Source organism: Deltaproteobacteria bacterium PRO3 (assembly GCA_030263375.1).
In the GTDB taxonomy this organism is placed as follows: Bacteria; UBA10199; UBA10199; order DSSB01; family DSSB01; genus DSSB01.
Genome location: SZOV01000077.1, coordinates 1 through 15,433, shown reverse-complemented (window position 1 = coordinate 15,433; position 15,433 = coordinate 1). Strand labels below are relative to the sequence as shown.

Sequence of the window (15,433 nt, the reverse complement as noted above, 5' to 3'; positions counted from 1 at the left end):
GCCGCCGTACTTGTCGCCGGCGAAGAGGTTGTTCTCGCCCTTCCAGATCGACTGGTGGCAGTGCATGCCCGAGCCGTTGTCGCCGAACAGTGGCTTCGGCATGAAGGTGACCGTGCGGCCGTGCTTCACCGCGACGTTTTTGATGATGTACTTGAACCACATGAGCTTGTCGGCCATCTTGGTCAGGCTGTCGAAGCGCATGTCGATCTCGCACTGGCCGCCGGTGGCGACCTCGTGGTGTTGGGCCTCGACGCGGATGCCGACCTTCTCGAGGGTCAGGCAGATCTCGGTGCGCAGGTCCATCAGGCTGTCGGTCGGGGGCGCGGGGAAATAACCCTCTTTATGACGCGGCTTGTAGCCCAGGTTGGGGCCCTCGTCGCGGCCGGTGTTCCAGATGCCCTCGACCGAGTCGACGGCGTAGAAGGCCTCGTTGGAGCTTTGGCTGAAGCGCACGTCGTCGAAGATGAAGAACTCGGCCTCGGGGCCGAAGTAGGCGACGTCGCCGACGCCGGAGGACTTGAGGAAGGCCTCGGCCTTTTGCGCGATGTGGCGCGGGTCGCGGGTGTAAGGCTCGCGGGTGATCGGGTCGTAGATGTTGCAGATCAAGCTTAGGGTGGGATGGGCCATGATCGGGTCCATCACCGCCGTGGTCGGGTCGGGGACAAGCAACATATCGGAGGCGTGGATGGGCTGCCAGCCGCGGATGCTGGAGCCGTCGAAGCCCTGGCCGCGCTCGAAGAAGCCTTCGTCGAACTCACTGATCGGAATCGAAAGGTGCTGCCAAACGCCGGGATAGTCGATGAACTTCAGGTCGACCATGACCGCGCCGTTCTTTTTGGCGAATTCCACTGCGTCTTTGGGTGTCATTCCCATGGGGATCTCCTTTAAATGATGACGAACCTGGATAGACCGTCGATCCGGCGCTAATGCGCCGCCTCGGGACTGTCAAGAATTCTCTGTTGAAAAAACCGTGTTTAGTCGGGTCTTGCCCAATTTAAGGGCAGCGGGTCCCGCCCGGCCCGCCCCTTTCGCCCAGGAAAGAGGCGGGCCGGGGGAATCCGGCTTAGATGGCGTTGGCCCCGGTCTCGCCGGTGCGGATGCGGATGACGTTCTCGACGGCCGAGACGAAGATTTTGCCGTCGCCGATCCTCCCGGTCTTGGCCGCGTTTTGAATGGTCTCGACCACCTTCGGCGCGTCCGCGTCGTTGACGACGACCTCCAGCTTGATCTTGGGGAGGAAGTCGACGACGTACTCCGCGCCGCGATAGAGCTCGGTGTGGCCCTTCTGCCGCCCGAAGCCTTTCACTTCGGAGACGGTCAGGCCTTGGACGCCGACGTCCTGCAGGGCTTCCTTCACCTCGTCGAGTTTGAAGGGCTTGATGATGGCTTCCACTTTTTTCATGGTATTCCTTCCTTTAATTCAAAAAATTAATAGATGTAGCCTTCTTCGCCGTGCTCGGCCAGGTCCAGACCCTGGATCTCGGCCTCGGGCTCGGCGCGCAGACCGAGCGTGGCCTTGATCAGGTAGGCGATTACGAGGGTGCCGACCACGGACATGACGATGGTCAGTCCCATCGCCTTCAGCTGCTCGACCCAAAGGCTCCCGTTGGCCAGGACGTCTTTCAGGTTGGTGAGCAGATTGGCGTTGACGTCGGCCGTGGCGAAAAAGCCCGTCAACAAGGCGCCGAGGGTCCCTCCTACCGCATGGACGCCGAAGGTGTCGAGGGCGTCGTCATAACCCAGCCAGTGCTTGAGGCGGGTCACCGCGAAATAGGGGATCACACCCGCGAGCACGCCGATGATCACCGCCGAGCCGACCGTGACGAAGCCGGCTCCGGGCGTGATGACGACCAGACCGCCGACCGCGCCCGAGCAGAAGCCGAGCACGCTGGGCTTGCCGCGGTCGAGGTATTCGGCCAAGGCCCAGGCGAAGCTGCCGACCGCCGCGGCCACCGTGGTGGTCATGAAGGCGTTGGTCGCGATGCCGTCCGCCGAGACCGCGCTGCCCGCGTTGAAGCCGTACCAGCCGACCCACAGCATGCCGGTGCCGACCATGCAGAGCACCATGCTGTGCGGCGGCATGTGCTCTTTGCCGAAGCCGATGCGCTTGCCCAGGATCATGCAGAGCACCAGGGCCGACCAACCGGAGGACATGTGGACGACCGTGCCGCCGGCGAAGTCGATGGCCTTGATCGCGGCGTTGGCATTCCAGACGCCGTTCATCAGGCCATCGATGCCCCACACCATGTGGGCGAGCGGGAAGTAGATGACGAACATCCAGAGGCCCACGAAAAGCAGCACCGCCGAGAACTTCATGCGCTCGGCGATGGCACCGATAATCAGCGCCGGGGTGATGATCGCGAACATCATCTGATACATGCTGAAGATGTTCTGGGAAACCCAATAGGAGTAATTCGTGTTGGGATTGGAATCGACGCCCTTCAGGAAGGCGAAGTCCAGGTTGCCCAAGAGCGGCCCGCCCGGAGAGAAGACCAAGCTGTAGCCCACCGCCCACCAGAGGATCGTCACCAGCCCCGCGATGCCCATGCACTGGGCCAAGACCGAGAGGACGTTCTTCTTGCGGACCAGGCCGCCGTAGAACAGCGCCAGACCCGGCAGGGTCATGAACAGCACCAGGGCCGCCGAGGTCATCATCCAGGCGTTGTGCCCGGGACCCGCGCCGGGCACCTTCGAAGCCACCTTGCTGTCGGCGGCGTCGGAGCCGCGCGCGGTGTTGTTGATGTAGGCCTCGAGGTCGGCGACGCGCTGGTCGAGGCTGGGCTCGGCCTTGGCGGTGCCGGTGGCGGCCGGGGCCTCCGCGGCGGGCGCGGTGGCCTGGGTTTCTTGCGCCTTCAAGTCGAAGGCCTGGCTTAGGACGACGGCGACGACTCCGGCCATGAGCATGGCCAGCCAGCCGCGTCGACGGATTTTCGATCGCATGTTCCTCTCCTTATGGTTGTCGTCTCCATGCCTCTTCGGACCTTCCCGGCCACGACCCGCTGGGGCCCTAAGAAGCGGATGCACGATGGGTCAAAAATTTAGCTCTTCATCACCGACGCCGCCTGGACGAAGTCGGGGTAGCAGATGTTACCGTGCTCGCCGTGATCCAGGCCCTCGCGCTCTTCTTCCTCGCTGACGCGGATGCCCATCACTAGCTTGAGGGCGTACCAAACCACCAGCGAGATTATCAGCGTGAAGGCGCCGACGGCGGCCACGCCGGTCAGTTGGGCGATCAGCAGCTTGGCGCCGCCGCCGAAGAAGAGGCCGTTGCCGGTGGTATTCGGCGTAAAGACGTCCTGGGCGAAGAGACCCACGGCGATGGTTCCCCAGACGCCGTTGACCAGATGCACCGAGAGGGCGCCGACGGGGTCGTCCAGCTTGACCTTGTCGAAGAAGAGGACCGCGAAGACTACCAAGGCGCCGGCGATCAATCCGATGATGATCGAAGAGCCCATGCCGATGTAGGCGCAGGGCGCGGTCACCGCGACCAGACCGGCCAGGCAGCCGTTGATGATCATCGAGAGGTCGGGTTTTCCGATTAAAATCCAAGCGACCACGGTCGAAGATAGAATGCCCGCGGCGGCGCCGAAGTTGGTGACGACCGCGATGCGCCCGATGTCGCCGGCCGCGGCGGCCATCGTCGAGCCCGGGTTGAAACCGAACCATCCCAGCCAAAGGATCAGAGCTCCCAAGGTCGCGCTGGTCAGGTTATGGCCGGGAATCGGATGGACCCTTCCTTTGACGAACTTACCCTTGCGCGCCCCGAGGACGATGACGCCCGCCAAGGCCGCCCAACCGCCCATCGAGTGAACGACCGTCGAACCCGCGAAGTCCCAAAAACCCAGCTTGGCCAGCCAGCCGCCGCCCCAGATCCAGTGTCCGGTGGTGGGGTACATGAGACCGACCAGGATGAAGCTGAACACGATGAAGGAAAGGAACTTGATGCGCTCGGCGACCGCGCCCGAGACGATAGTGGCGGCGGTCCCGGCGAAGACCAACTGGAAGAAGAATTTCGTCCAAATCGGAACGCCGGTCCAATTGATCGCCGAATAGACGCCTTGGTAGGCCTCGCCGGTGGCGGGGGAGTTGTCCGCCCCGCCGACCATCCAGAGACCTTGGGTTCCGAAGTAGGGATTGCCGTCGCCGAACATCAGGCCCCAACCGATCACGTAGAAGGCCAGGGAGGAGATGGCGAAGACGATGAAATTTTTAGCGAGGATATTGACGCAGTTCTTGGATTGGCAGAGCCCCGATTCGACGAGGGCGAACCCCGCGTTCATCCAGAAGACCAGCATGCCCGCGATCAGGGTCCAGACCGTGTCGACCATGATCTTCAATTCGCCGGAGCTGGGGTCGGCGCCGAGCGCCAGGCCGGGAAAAAACCCTACCATGAGGACCAGCAACAGCATCAGATGGATTCGTCTTCGCATGAGAGACTCCTTCGGGAATTGATATTTAGGCCCAGTCGGGTAAAAGCGTCCCATCGGGGGGCCGGGCGCGCCGGCCAGGCGGTGTCCGAACGCAAGGGAAGCTTGGAAAGTCCATTGAGCAAGTCGTATGCCAGGCAAAATAATTTGTTAATATATTGAAATTATTTGATATTTTTTAAAATCCCCCAAGGTCCCGGGGCGCCAATGTGCCTATTTTTTAGGCTTCTGGATTCGAATTAGGCGGCCCCTGCCTCTTTATTGGGAGGGCGTCGAAAAACCGGTTTTCGCGGTTCGGAGCGAATATGGCGACCTTGTGGATCATCGACGGCTACAACTTCATCCGGCAGAGCCGGCGCTTCGCGGAGCTGGAGGCCCGAAACGGGGCCCGCGGGAAGGAAGCGGCCCTGCGCTGGCTGGGGGACTTCGGCCTCAAGACCGGGGAACGGGTCTGCGTGGTCTTCGACGCCTATTCGCGGCTGGAGAACGAGATGCGGGAGGACCGCCGGCACGGCCTGCGGGTCCTGGCCTCGCGTGGCGGCTACACGGCGGACGAGGAGATCATCGCGATGGCCCGCGAGCGGGGGCCGGCCGCAGTGGTGGTCAGCTCGGACCGGGTGATCCAGGAGGCGGCCGTGAAGGCGGGCGCCTCGATCCTGAAGTCGGACGAGTTCGAGCGGGAGGTGGCGAAGATCCTGGGGGGCGAGCCCCTGGACGAGGAGGCCTTAAGGGCCCGGCGCCGCCCGGGCAAGGGCGACGCCTTCCGCCCGCCGAAAGAGAAGAAAAAAGCCTTGGCGCTGCTCAAGAAATATCAGTAGATTTAGGATCCCCTTCGCGCTAGCGAGGGTCGCCATTCGGGGCGTAGCTCAGCCTGGTAGAGTACTAGCTTCGGGAGCTAGGTGTCGCTGGTTCAAATCCAGTCGCCCCGACCATTTTTTCAACGGCTTAGGACGAAAGCCCCCTCCCATGCGCGGGAAGCTGCGGGAAAAAATCCACACCGTCGTCTTCGAGTCCGACACCGCGGCGGGCAAGGCCTTCGACGTAGTCCTCATCACCTTGATCCTGCTTTCGGTGCTCATCGTCCTGCTGGAGAGCGTCGCGAGCCTGCGAGAGCGTTATGGCGCCGCGCTCTACGTCCTCGAATGGATCTTCACCGTCGCCTTTTCGGTCGAGTACCTGCTGCGCCTCTACTGCGTGCAGCGCCCCCTCGCCTATGCGCGCAGCTTCTTCGGGGTCGTCGACCTGCTGGCCTGCCTGCCGATGTATCTGAGCTTCTTCATTCCCGGGGCCCACTCGCTGATCGTCGTGCGCTCATTGCGGCTGCTACGCATCTTCCGGGTCTTCAAGCTCAGCCACTATTTTCAAGAGGGGCAGGTGATCGTGCAGGCGCTGCGCGCCAGCCGCTACAAGATCCTCGTCTTCCTCTTCTCCATCCTCATCATTGTGATCATCTCGGGCAGCCTGATGTACCTGGTCGAGGGACCCGCGAGCGGCTTTAAGGACATCCCCGTCAGCCTCTACTGGTCGGTGGTCACCATGACCACGGTCGGCTACGGCGACATCGCCCCGAAGACGCCGCTGGGCCAGTTTCTCGCCTCGCTCCTGATGATCGTCGGCTACGCCATCATCGCGGTGCCTACCGGCATCGTCACCAGCGAGTTCACCCGGCTACGGGGGATCACCCGCAACGCCTGCCCGGTCTGCGGCGCCGAGGGGCATGACCCGGACGCCCTGCATTGCAAGTTTTGCGGCGGCCGGCTTTGAGCCCGCGTCTCGAACGGGAAATGATTTCACCCTCGTTTCGGCCCAGCTCCCCCCAGGCGGATCGTTACGGCCGATAAGACGCCGATTGTCCATTTTTCACGAGTTAATTCCATTACTTATAAATTTTCCCGATCGGGATTATTCGAGGGGATCCTCCCAGAATTTTTTAAAAATATTACCGATCGGGAATTAATCGTTGCGGGACCATCTTTTTTTGAATAATATTACCGATCGGGAATAATAATGTGGCTACCCTTGAGGATTTAAAAACGCTCGCCGGAAAAGTCCGAGACAAGCGCAAGGCTTCCGGCCTCACTCAAATCGAGGCCGCCGGACTCTGCGGGGTGGGAACACGGTTTTTATCCGAACTGGAAAATGGCAAAGCCACCCTGCATATCGGGAAGGTACTCAAGGTACTCAAAGGTCTAGGCTTGTCCTTCGACGTCAAAGAAAGAGGTCGTTCATGACCTCCACCCTGTTCGTTTTTTTCGACACCCAACCGGTCGGCCAAATCACGATCGACGCCAGGCGCCGCTGGAGATTCCAATACGACTCAAGCTGGCTAAGAGCCGGAACCTTTCCACTCTCCACCCGACTTCCCTTGCGGGAGGCCCCCTTCGAGGACGATCTTTCAAAGCCCTTTTTTTCCAACCTGCTCCCCGAGGGAAAAGTGCGCCGGCTCATCGCGGCCACGAAGGGCCAATCCGCGAATAATGACTTCGAAATGCTTGCGGCCTTAGGAGGCGATTGCGCGGGCGCCATTTCGGTTTATCCGGAAAGAGAGTTGCCGCCCAAAAAAGGAAAATACCGCGAAATCGGCGAAGAGGAGATGGGGCGCCTCATCGAGGAAATGCCGCGCCGGCCTCTCCTTTTGGCGGATGGGAATGCCCGACTTTCCCTCGCAGGGGCCCAAGATAAATTGCCGGTGTTTTTGGAGGACAACAAAATTTATCTGCCGGAAGCCGGCGCTCCCAGTTCCCATATTTTAAAACCGCCCATTCCCGATTTTGAAGACACCGTGTTCAACGAAGCCTTTTGCATGAAACTAGCGGGGACTTTCGGCATCAAGGTCCCGCGCTCCGAAATTCTTTTGTGCCAAGGAAAACCGATTTATCTGGTGCTGCGCTACGATCGCCAATGGAACGAAGACAAATCGATCCGAAGACTGCATCAAGAGGATTTCTGTCAGGCTTTGGGAAAATACGCCGAGGAAAAATATCAAAACGAAGGGGGGCCGTCCTTTTCCGATTGTTTTCGAGTCCTTGAAAACTTCAGCGTTCAACCGGCCGTCGACAAAAAACAACTCATTACCTGGGCTGTATTTAATTTTCTCATCGGAAATTGCGACGCCCACGGAAAAAACATCTCTCTCTTGATCGCGCCGGATGGAATTCAACTCGCACCTTTTTATGATCTGATGTCGACGGCCGTTTATGAGGGGCTTTCGGAAAAATTAGCCATGAAAGTCGGCGGCAAATACAAACGCCGGGAAATCTTTGAGCGGCATTGGGAAAGTTTTGCGGCCGAGGCCGACGTAAAACCCCGAGTTGTCCTGGAAATCCTTAAGGAGCTTTCCAAAGAACTTCCGAAATACGCGAGAAGCGAATGCGACCGTTTTACGAGTCATTTCGGCACGCGGAAAATCCTGATAAAAATTGTCGAAGAGATCCAAACGGCCGCAAAAAAATTCTCCTAGCCGACCCCCGCGCAGGGCGACTCCTTTGCTAAAGGAGGTCTCTATTGGGGCGGCTGCTGCGGGACGGCTCTCCGCCACGTCAAGTGCGGCTGGGAGGCGGTAAGGGATGCCCGTGGGCCAGCAGAGCCGCCTGCACCCTCGATTTGACGGCCAGCTTTTCGAAAATGCGGCCGACATGGGTGCGGACGGTGGCGATGGAGACGAAGAGAAGCCTCGCGATCTCCTGGTCCGACCGGCCCTGGGCCAAAAGGTTCAAAACCTGGGTTTCCGCCCCGGTGAGACCGTGGCGCGTGGCCGTTCGGGACAAGTCGGGGGGGACTTCCGGCTCCTGGAGCTGCGCCAGGATGAAAAAATCCTCGCTGTGGGTCCGCACGAAGCTGAGCTCCGCCTTAAGCGGAGCGCCGTTCGGGCGCCGCAACCAAACCGTGGCAGGGGGAACGCGGGAAGGGGTGTCTTTCTGCAGAATCGCCAGCCGCCGCGCGCCGCCGCTCAGGGCTTCTGGGACCGCGTGCTTGCGCCGGTTCCGTAGGCCCAGCAGGGAAGCTCCGCTGTCCGTCGCCCAGAGGAGCCTGCCGAACCGGTCCAGGGCCACTTTCGGTTCCCGGTCCATCTCGCAAATCCTTTCGACCAGGGTCCGGCGCAGGTGCCCCTCCGTCCTGAAGCTGCGCCGCACCAGTGCCTCCAGGGCGGGAAACACCCGCATCACCAGCAAGTTCTCCTGCGGCCCGAAATCGGGAAGTCTTTCCGAGCGCGCCACCATCACGCCCACATCCCCCGCCTGCTTGTGGTTGGAGGTCGAGAGGCGGAAGTAGTAGAAATGGTCGGCCTCGCGGGGGTGCAGCAGCTCGTTGAAGAAGGGCATGCGGCGGAAAGCTTTCCATTCCGGAAGCCGCGAGAAATGCAGTGCCCAGGGGTTTAGCCGGCGGAGCGCGGCCTGCACGACGTCCTCGGGAAAATAGTGCCGCATGTACTCGTCGTGGATTTCGGCCAAGGATCCGGCGAGCGCGACCACTTGCCCGGCCTCCGTGCAGCGATAGAGCAGGGAGGCGCTGGCGTCGAACAGCCGGTTCAAAACCGGAAGCACTTCCCCGCCGAAGTCCTCCAGGGTCGAGCATTCGTAGGAAAGCCGAATGACTTCCGCGGCCTGTTGTTCTTGCAGGGAAGGGTTCATGGCTTAAAATCTCCTCATTTTAATGGAGCCCCGGCGGCGGGGGCAACGCGAAATTCACGCCGAAGAATCCGCCTTTTCGCGGACGCCGATTTTTCCTTACGGGCTTATGCTTTCTCTGTTTACAACGTACTATGCGTGTCCAGAAGGAGGAAATATGAAAAAAAAATCGTTACTCATTATGGCGTTCCTGGGAATAGGGTTGGGCCTTGTGAAGACGCAGGCCCATGCGGAACAGATGATCCTCTATCGAGCCGGCGTCACCGTGCCTGCCTCCGAACTGATGGACTTGGGCGACATCGGCGCCATCGGCGGGGAGATCCTCGAAGGCAACCCGGCCGCATCCGCCCGCTTCGACTATTTCGTGCCGGGCTATTCCGGCGGGGTGTTTCAGGTCACTCGCGGGACGATACGCGTCACCTACCCTTTCACCGAGCACGCGACGATCCTGAACGGAGTCGTCCGGATCCGTGACGAGCACGGCAACGAAGATGTGCTGTCGGCGGGAGACAGCTATCTAATCACCCAGGGCAGCACGATCTTAGTGGAGGTGCTCACTCCCAAGCTGCAAAAGTCCTTCTACAACTATCAAGGCGCTTCCGACCTTCCCGGGCCGATGGCGGTGTTTCAGCGGGGCCGCCCCGTTCCCGACGAGGATTTCTTGGTTCTTGACCCAGCCGCTTTGGGCGGGAGGATCGTGGAAGGGGACCCCGTCGTTTCCGCGCGCTTCGACCTGTTCCAGGACAGTCTGGTCGGCGGAGTTTTTCAGACGACGCAAGGGACCTTCGAGATCACCATGCCCTTCACCGAACACGGAGGAATCCATCAAGGAGTATCCGTGATCCAGGTGGGTTCGGAATCGCCGCAAATGCTGTTTCCCGGCGATTCCTATCTGATTCTGAAAGGCACCTCGCTGCGCTGGGAAGCGCAGGGCGCCTCGGTCCAAAAAACCTTTCTCAACTCCACGCTGCCTTGACCCGCTTCCACGCGAACGGGAGGAGCGCGGCCAGCAGGGGTAGTCAGGCCTTCCCAAACGCTGGCAAGGCATCTCCTGCCGGCCATGATCGACGCGACGCTGGCGGGCATCAAGAAATACGGAAAGGCCCTAGAATAAACCTTCCGATCCCTCAACGAATCAACCTGAACACTTTCCCAAAGCCGGGCTCCAAGGCCGCCGTTTGCGGACCCCGCCCCTCGCAGACCTCGGGGACTCCCCCCACAAAGCGCAGGCGATGCGTCAAAGTCGCGGGGACCCGCGGCGGCGGCGTGAGGTATCCCGTGATGTTCAAGGGATCGGCCGCCGACAAAAAGACCGCCGGCTCTTCCTCCGACTTTTCCTCCCGCCGCAAGGCCCGCAAGGCCTCCACCGCCTGGGGCAGGGCGAATTGCTCGCCGCCGAAGGCCGCAACGAAGCGGCCCCCGCGCAAGAGCCCGCGGGCCTCCAGCCTCCGGTAGACGCCCAGCAGGCTGCGCCACGAGGGCGCGAAGGGCTCCCGCGCCAGGACGTCCCGAAACACCACGCCCCAGCGGTGCAGGTACTGGTCGGCCAAGACCTCCAGCTCCGCCGGCTCGCCCAGCGGGCCGCGCGCCGCGGGCGCCGCCAGGCCCGGCGGCCGAAGCAACGACCAGCGCCCGCCCCCGCCCACGAACATCGGACCGCGGGCGTGGGGGTAGCGCTCGAGCAGCCTCGCCTTCTCGCGGCGCCGCGAGGGCTGGATCAGGTTGCGCAGCCCCGCGAAGCCGTCGCAGGTGACCGCGCCCGCCGCGACCAATTCCCAGAGCGCTTGGTCCAAATCCGTCCGCAGCCGCCCGGTGACCGCCTGCAATTCGTTGAAAAACATCGCCCCGCGCTGGGCCAGCAATTCCAAAATTTGCCGGGCCGAGGCGCCCAGGCCCGCGTAGCTCGGCTCTTGGGGGGAACTCGCGCGCAGAAAATGCGGCAGACTCTCGCGCAGCAAGACCGAGAGCGTCGTGTTGCGGTTGGGTGCGGCGCGCCGCCGGCCCCGCGCCGCGTCGCCCGGCCCCGCTTCCTCTTCTCCGCCGCCGGACACCAGGCGTCCCCACAGCACCGTCCCGTTCAGGCAGAGCTCGTCCAACATCGCGCTTTGGTAGCCCGCGACCCGCGCGGGAAAGACCTCCCGCTCCCAGGCGGCGGCGGGGAGCTGCAGGCCCTGCAGCTGGGCGATCACCTCCAGCAAACCCTGGGCCCCGACCAGCTGCCTCCCCGGCGCGGCATGCTGCCAGTGCAGGAGGAAGCGGACGAAGTCCGCCGTCGTCACGGGCTCCAGCTCTTGACGCAGGCGGGAGAGGCAACGGCGATGGATCCGGGCCAAGACCTCGCGGTCGCACCACTCCTCCGCGCCCCCCGCCAGGGCCGCGGCGCGGAACCGCCCGCGCAGGACGAAGCCCTGCGACTCGAGGCGGAGCAAGGCCGACTCCACGGCCTCCCGCGGCAGTTGAGTTCGCTCGGCCCATTGGGCCGCCGTCGCGGGACCGCCGGCCATCAGCCAAGCACGCAGCGCCGCCGCCACCGCCTCCGCATCGCCGGCCAGGGCGCGCGCCGCCAAGTCTCCCCGCTCCGGCGTCGCGTAATGCCGGCCGTGGCGCTGGGCTCGGCCCGCGGCCAGCAGCTCCTGCAGCCAGGGCCGCCAGGCCTCGCCGACCGCCGACTCGGGCAACAAGACCAGGTCGCGCAGGGCGTCGGCCAACTCGTCGGCGCCGCGCAGGTCCGGCCAGTTCTCTTCCTCCACCGCGGCGATCGCCGCCTCGTCCAAGGCCCCGAAGGCGCGCAGGTCCTCGTCCGAGAGCGTCCGCCGCGTCGCGACCGCGCGGGCCCGCCTCTCCTCCAAGGGCGCGTCGTCGAGGAAGGTGTAGGGATTGGAGTTGAGGATCTCGTGGCTGAGCGGCGACGGGGTGGGCGTGTCGCGGGCCAAGAGGCGGATCTCCCCCGCCTCGATCCGCCGCAGCAGGGCCGTGAGGCCCGGCAGGTCCATCGCCTCCTCCAGGCAATTCCGCATCGTTTCCGTCACCAACGGGTGATCGGGGATGGCGATGGGGCGCGTCACGTTCTCCTGGCAGGCCGCCTGCTCGGGAAAGGCCGCCGCCAACAGGTCGTCGCTGCGCATGCGTTGGATCGCGGGCGCGACGCGCTTGCCGCCGGATTGGCGCAGCAGGGCCAGGGCGCGGGTGGCGTTCCAGCGCCAACGCACGCCGAAGACCGGCGCGTCGAGCACCGCCTGCTCCAGCGTGTCTTGCACGGTCCGCGAGGCGAGGAAGCGGAACACCGAATCCAGGGGAAAGCTGTGCTGCGGCCCCAGCGAGAGCAGGATCCCGTCGTCGGTCGCCGCCGCCTGCAGCTCGAAGTTGAATCCCGCGCAAAAGCGCTTGCGCAGCGCCAGGCCGAAGGCCCGGTTCATGCGCCCGCCGAAGGGGGCGTGCAGCACCAACTGCATCCCGCCGCCCTCGTCGAAGAAACGCTCGGCGACCAGGGCGTCCTGCGTGGGCAGTGCCCCCAACGCGGCCTGCGCCTGTCGCAGGTACTGCACCGCCTGCTCCGCCCCGACCTTCGGCACGCCGCACTCGGTCTCGAGGAAGGCCGCGGCGCGCTCCGGATCCGAGAGCATGGGCTCCAAGTCCTTGCGCAGCTCCGAGACCTCCCAGGACAGCTCGGGGCTGCGGCCCGGGGCCTCGCCCAGCCAGAAGGGGATGTTGGGGGCCTGGCCGTGGGCGTCCTCGACGCGGACGCGGCCGGCCTCGACGCGGCGGATCCGCCACGAGGTGTTGCCCAGCAGGATGACGTCGCCGGCCAGGCTCTCGATGGCGAAGTCCTCGTCCAGCGAGCCGATGACCGTGCCCTCGGGCTCCTTGACCACGGTGTAGGTGAAGTTGTCCGGGATGGCCCCGCCCGAGGTCAGCGCCGCCAGTCGGGCGCCGCGCCGCGGCCGCAACCGGCGCGCGACGCCGTCCCGATGCAGCCAGGCCCCGCGCGGGCCGCGGGAGGTGGCGATCCCCTCCGACAGCATCGTCAAGACCGCGTCAAATTCCTCCCGCGGCAGCCGGGCGTAGGGCCAGGCGCCGCGGACCATGGCGAAGATCTCGTCCTCGCCACATTCCTCGCAGGCCACCGCCGCGACGATCTGCTGGGCCAGGATATCCAGGGGATGGGCCAGCAACCGGGTCTTTTCCAAATTGCCGCGCCGCACCCCGCGCACGAAGGCCGCGCACTCCAGCAGCTCGTCGCGGGTCGCGGGGAAGAGCCGCCCCTTGGGCAGGACGAGGGCCGTCTCCGCGTCGCGCGCCTTCGGGGCGTGCCCGGCGCGGCCGATGCGCTGCAGGCCCACCGCCAGGCTGCGGGGGCTGCCGATGTGGCAGACCAGGTCCACCGCCCCGACGTCGATGCCCAGCTCGAGGGAGGCCGTGGCGACCACCGCCTTCGTCAGGCCCGTCTTCAACCGGGTCTCGGAGTCCAGGCGTATCTCCTTCGAGAGGCTGCCGTGGTGGGCCGCCACCGCCGCCTCGCCCAGGCGTTCGGCCAGAGCGTGGGTGGCGCGCTCGACCAGGCGGCGGGTGTTGACGAAAACGAGCGTGCTGCGATGCTCCCGCACCAATTGGGCGACGCGGTCATAGATGTCGCCCCACAATTCCTTCGAGGCAACCGCGCCCAATTCCTCCTCGGGGATCTCCAAGGCCAGGTCCATGTCGCGGCGGTGGCCCGCGTCGACGATGGCGCAGTCGGGGCTCCCGTCCGCGGCGACTTGGGCGCTTCCGACTAAGAAGCGGGCGATCTCCTCGATGGGGCGCTGGGTCGCGGAGAGCCCGACGCGGGGGATCCTCCGGCCCGCCAGGCGGTCGAGGCGTTCCAGGCTCAAGGCGAAATGCGAGCCGCGCTTGTCGCGGGCCAGGGCGTGGATCTCGTCGACGATCACCGTGCGCGCGGGCTTCAAGAGCTCGCGGCCGCGCCGGGAGGTGAGCAGCAGGTAGAGGGACTCCGGCGTGGTGATCAGGATGTGCGGCGGCTTCTTCAACATCGCCGCGCGCTCGCCCGCCGTGCTGTCCCCGCTGCGCACCGCGGTGCGGATCTCGGGGAGCTCGATCCCGGTCTCTCGGGCCAGGGCGCCCAGCTCGGCGAGGGGCTCGGCCAAGTTTTTTTGGATGTCGTTGCCGAGGGCCTTGAGCGGCGAGACGTAGACGACGGAGGTCTCGTCCTTCAGCCCGCCCGCCTCCCCGGCCCGCACCAGGCGGTCCAGGCAGGCGAGGAAGGCGGCCAGGGTCTTGCCCGAGCCGGTGGGCGCCGCGATCAAGGTGTCGCGGCCCGAGGCGATGTGGGGCCAGCCGCGGCGCTGCGGCTCGGTCGGCGCGCCGAAGCGCCCCTCGAACCAGCGGGCGATCAGGGGATGGAATTTCTCCAGGGCCGGATGCATGGGGAAAGACGATAGCCCGCGGTTTTGGGGAAATCCAGAGGGCTTAGTACTTAGGAACGCAGACCCCCTGAAAATAGGGCGGGGCCTGGCAGCGGCAGCCCTGGCTGCAATCGACGTCGGAGTAGCAAGGCGTGCCGCCCGGGCAATAGACGCAGAGGACGGGCGTGGGCTTCCCGAGCAGAAATACCGCCAAGAGCAGAACCATCAAGGCCAAACTTCTCATGGTCGCCTCCGACAGCCTGTTGAAAATGGATTTTAGCCCCGTCGGCGGGTCCTCGCATGCTTCAACGGCTTGCCAGAGGAAATTGTGAAGGATCGCGGGGGCCGGGGCAAGGCCTCCCCGCCGCGGCCGATTCGCCGGGATTTTTTCGTGGGGAGGCGAAATTTCTTATGTTAAGGGCGGCCGATGCAATCCCTGCACCAGGCGGATCCGGCCTTTTTGCAAAAACTCTCCCCCGCCTTCCGCCTGCTGGAAAAGTATTTCCGCTACGAGGTCCGCGGCCTCGAGCACATCCCCGGAAAGAGATGCCTCGTCGTGATGAACCACGGCGTCATCCCCTTCCACGGCTTCCTGCTGGCCTGGAAACTGCTGAAGCGCCGCAGGCTGATGGCGCGCGGCCTGGGCGCGGACTTTCTCTTCTACGTCCCGGGGCTGCGCGAGCTCTTCCTGAAGGGCGGGGCGGTGAAGGCCGACCCGCGCAACGCCGTACGGCTGCTCAAGCAAAACCACGTGGTCATGCTCGCGCCCGGCGGGATCTACGAGGCCCTGCTCGCCAAGCGCGGCCTGCGGCGCATCCCCTGGGAGCGGCGCAAAGGCTTCGTGCGCCTGGCGGTGCAGACGAATACGCCGATCGTCCCCACCTACTGCCGCGGGATCAACGCGGCCTACTTCAATTCCTATTTTCTTTTGAAGCCGCGCATCAAGATGCTGGAAAAGCTGCGCTTCAGCGTCCCCTTC

13 protein-coding genes and 1 tRNA gene are annotated in these 15,433 nt (G+C 64.0%); 7 read left to right on the top strand and 7 right to left on the bottom strand.

Translation table 11 applies throughout. The annotated features are described in order from the left end of the window. The 4 genes from glnA to amt all read right to left on the bottom strand — a co-directional run. The coding region (gene glnA / locus FBR05_11610) for a glutamine synthetase (protein MDL1872831.1) at positions 1-867 on the bottom strand (867 nt) is incomplete at its 3' end. Between the two features lie 196 nt (positions 868-1,063). Beyond that, entirely contained in the window at positions 1,064-1,402 is a 339-nt protein-coding gene (locus tag FBR05_11605; protein MDL1872830.1) for a P-II family nitrogen regulator, read from the bottom strand. Positions 1,403-1,428: 26 nt separating this feature from the next. Then, positions 1,429-2,940 carry an ammonium transporter gene (locus FBR05_11600; protein ID MDL1872829.1) on the bottom strand — a complete coding sequence of 504 codons (1,512 nt, stop codon included), beginning with the start codon at positions 2,938-2,940 and terminating at the stop codon, positions 1,429-1,431. Positions 2,941-3,038: 98 nt separating this feature from the next. Beyond that, positions 3,039-4,430, bottom strand: coding sequence for an ammonium transporter (gene amt, locus FBR05_11595; protein MDL1872828.1), 1,392 nt, complete (start codon positions 4,428-4,430; stop codon positions 3,039-3,041). A gap of 302 nt (positions 4,431-4,732) precedes the next feature. Here amt and FBR05_11590 point away from each other — a divergent pair, with 302 nt between their 5' ends. The 5 genes from FBR05_11590 (at position 4,733) to FBR05_11570 (ending at position 7,887) form a co-directional block, all read left to right on the top strand. Next, positions 4,733-5,245 carry an NYN domain-containing protein gene (locus FBR05_11590; GenBank protein ID MDL1872827.1) on the top strand — a complete coding sequence of 171 codons (513 nt, stop codon included), beginning with the start codon at positions 4,733-4,735 and terminating at the stop codon, positions 5,243-5,245. Between the two features lie 37 nt (positions 5,246-5,282). Continuing rightward, a tRNA-Pro gene (locus FBR05_11585) sits at positions 5,283-5,359 on the top strand. A 34-nt stretch (positions 5,360-5,393) separates the two neighbouring features. Continuing rightward, the gene (locus FBR05_11580) at positions 5,394-6,191 is read left to right on the top strand and encodes an ion transporter (GenBank protein ID MDL1872826.1); all 798 of its coding nucleotides are present in this window, start codon (positions 5,394-5,396) and stop codon (positions 6,189-6,191) included. 245 nt (positions 6,192-6,436) lie between these two features. Then, complete coding sequence (locus tag FBR05_11575) at positions 6,437-6,658, top strand: helix-turn-helix transcriptional regulator (protein MDL1872825.1); 222 nt, start codon at positions 6,437-6,439, stop codon at positions 6,656-6,658. Continuing rightward, positions 6,655-7,887 (top strand): type II toxin-antitoxin system HipA family toxin, encoded by a 1,233-nt coding sequence (locus FBR05_11570; protein MDL1872824.1) that lies wholly within the window; start codon positions 6,655-6,657, stop codon positions 7,885-7,887. The genes FBR05_11575 and FBR05_11570 overlap by 4 nt, the downstream gene beginning before the upstream one ends. Positions 7,888-7,966: 79 nt before the next feature. Here the strand turns inward: FBR05_11570 and FBR05_11565 are convergent, their stop codons facing one another. Beyond that, positions 7,967-9,058, bottom strand: coding sequence for a helix-turn-helix transcriptional regulator (locus FBR05_11565; GenBank protein MDL1872823.1), 1,092 nt, complete (start codon positions 9,056-9,058; stop codon positions 7,967-7,969). 22 nt (positions 9,059-9,080) lie between these two features. Here FBR05_11565 and FBR05_11560 point away from each other — a divergent pair, with 22 nt between their 5' ends. Next, complete coding sequence (locus FBR05_11560) at positions 9,081-10,031, top strand: DUF861 domain-containing protein (GenBank protein MDL1872822.1); 951 nt, start codon at positions 9,081-9,083, stop codon at positions 10,029-10,031. Between the two features lie 151 nt (positions 10,032-10,182). On the opposite strand, the gene FBR05_11555 is transcribed toward FBR05_11560, so the two are convergent. Together FBR05_11555 and FBR05_11550 are read right to left on the bottom strand one after the other, a co-directional pair. After that, positions 10,183-14,475 carry a DEAD/DEAH box helicase gene (locus FBR05_11555; GenBank protein ID MDL1872821.1) on the bottom strand — a complete coding sequence of 1,431 codons (4,293 nt, stop codon included), beginning with the start codon at positions 14,473-14,475 and terminating at the stop codon, positions 10,183-10,185. A 43-nt stretch (positions 14,476-14,518) separates the two neighbouring features. Further along, complete coding sequence (locus FBR05_11550) at positions 14,519-14,698, bottom strand: hypothetical protein (protein MDL1872820.1); 180 nt, start codon at positions 14,696-14,698, stop codon at positions 14,519-14,521. A 183-nt stretch (positions 14,699-14,881) separates the two neighbouring features. On the opposite strand from FBR05_11550, the gene FBR05_11545 reads away from it, so the two are divergent. Continuing rightward, a partial coding sequence (locus FBR05_11545; GenBank protein MDL1872819.1) for an acyltransferase family protein occupies positions 14,882-15,433 on the top strand: 552 nt, incomplete at its 3' end.

Bases quoted from the DNA above. Each gene is read 5' to 3' on its own strand.
- FBR05_11565 (MDL1872823.1), bottom strand. From the start codon at position 9,058: ATGAACCCTTCCCTGCAAGAACAACAGGCCGCGGAAGTCATTCGGCTT.
- FBR05_11605 (MDL1872830.1), bottom strand. From the start codon at position 1,402: ATGAAAAAAGTGGAAGCCATCATCAAGCCCTTCAAACTCGACGAGGTG.
- FBR05_11550 (MDL1872820.1), bottom strand. From the start codon at position 14,698: ATGAGAAGTTTGGCCTTGATGGTTCTGCTCTTGGCGGTATTTCTGCTC.
- FBR05_11580 (MDL1872826.1), top strand. From the start codon at position 5,394: ATGCGCGGGAAGCTGCGGGAAAAAATCCACACCGTCGTCTTCGAGTCC.
- FBR05_11600 (MDL1872829.1), bottom strand. From the start codon at position 2,940: ATGCGATCGAAAATCCGTCGACGCGGCTGGCTGGCCATGCTCATGGCC.
- FBR05_11570 (MDL1872824.1), top strand. From the start codon at position 6,655: ATGACCTCCACCCTGTTCGTTTTTTTCGACACCCAACCGGTCGGCCAA.
- FBR05_11590 (MDL1872827.1), top strand. From the start codon at position 4,733: ATGGCGACCTTGTGGATCATCGACGGCTACAACTTCATCCGGCAGAGC.
- amt (MDL1872828.1), bottom strand. From the start codon at position 4,430: ATGCGAAGACGAATCCATCTGATGCTGTTGCTGGTCCTCATGGTAGGG.
- FBR05_11560 (MDL1872822.1), top strand. From the start codon at position 9,081: ATGGAGCCCCGGCGGCGGGGGCAACGCGAAATTCACGCCGAAGAATCC.
- FBR05_11555 (MDL1872821.1), bottom strand. From the start codon at position 14,475: ATGCATCCGGCCCTGGAGAAATTCCATCCCCTGATCGCCCGCTGGTTC.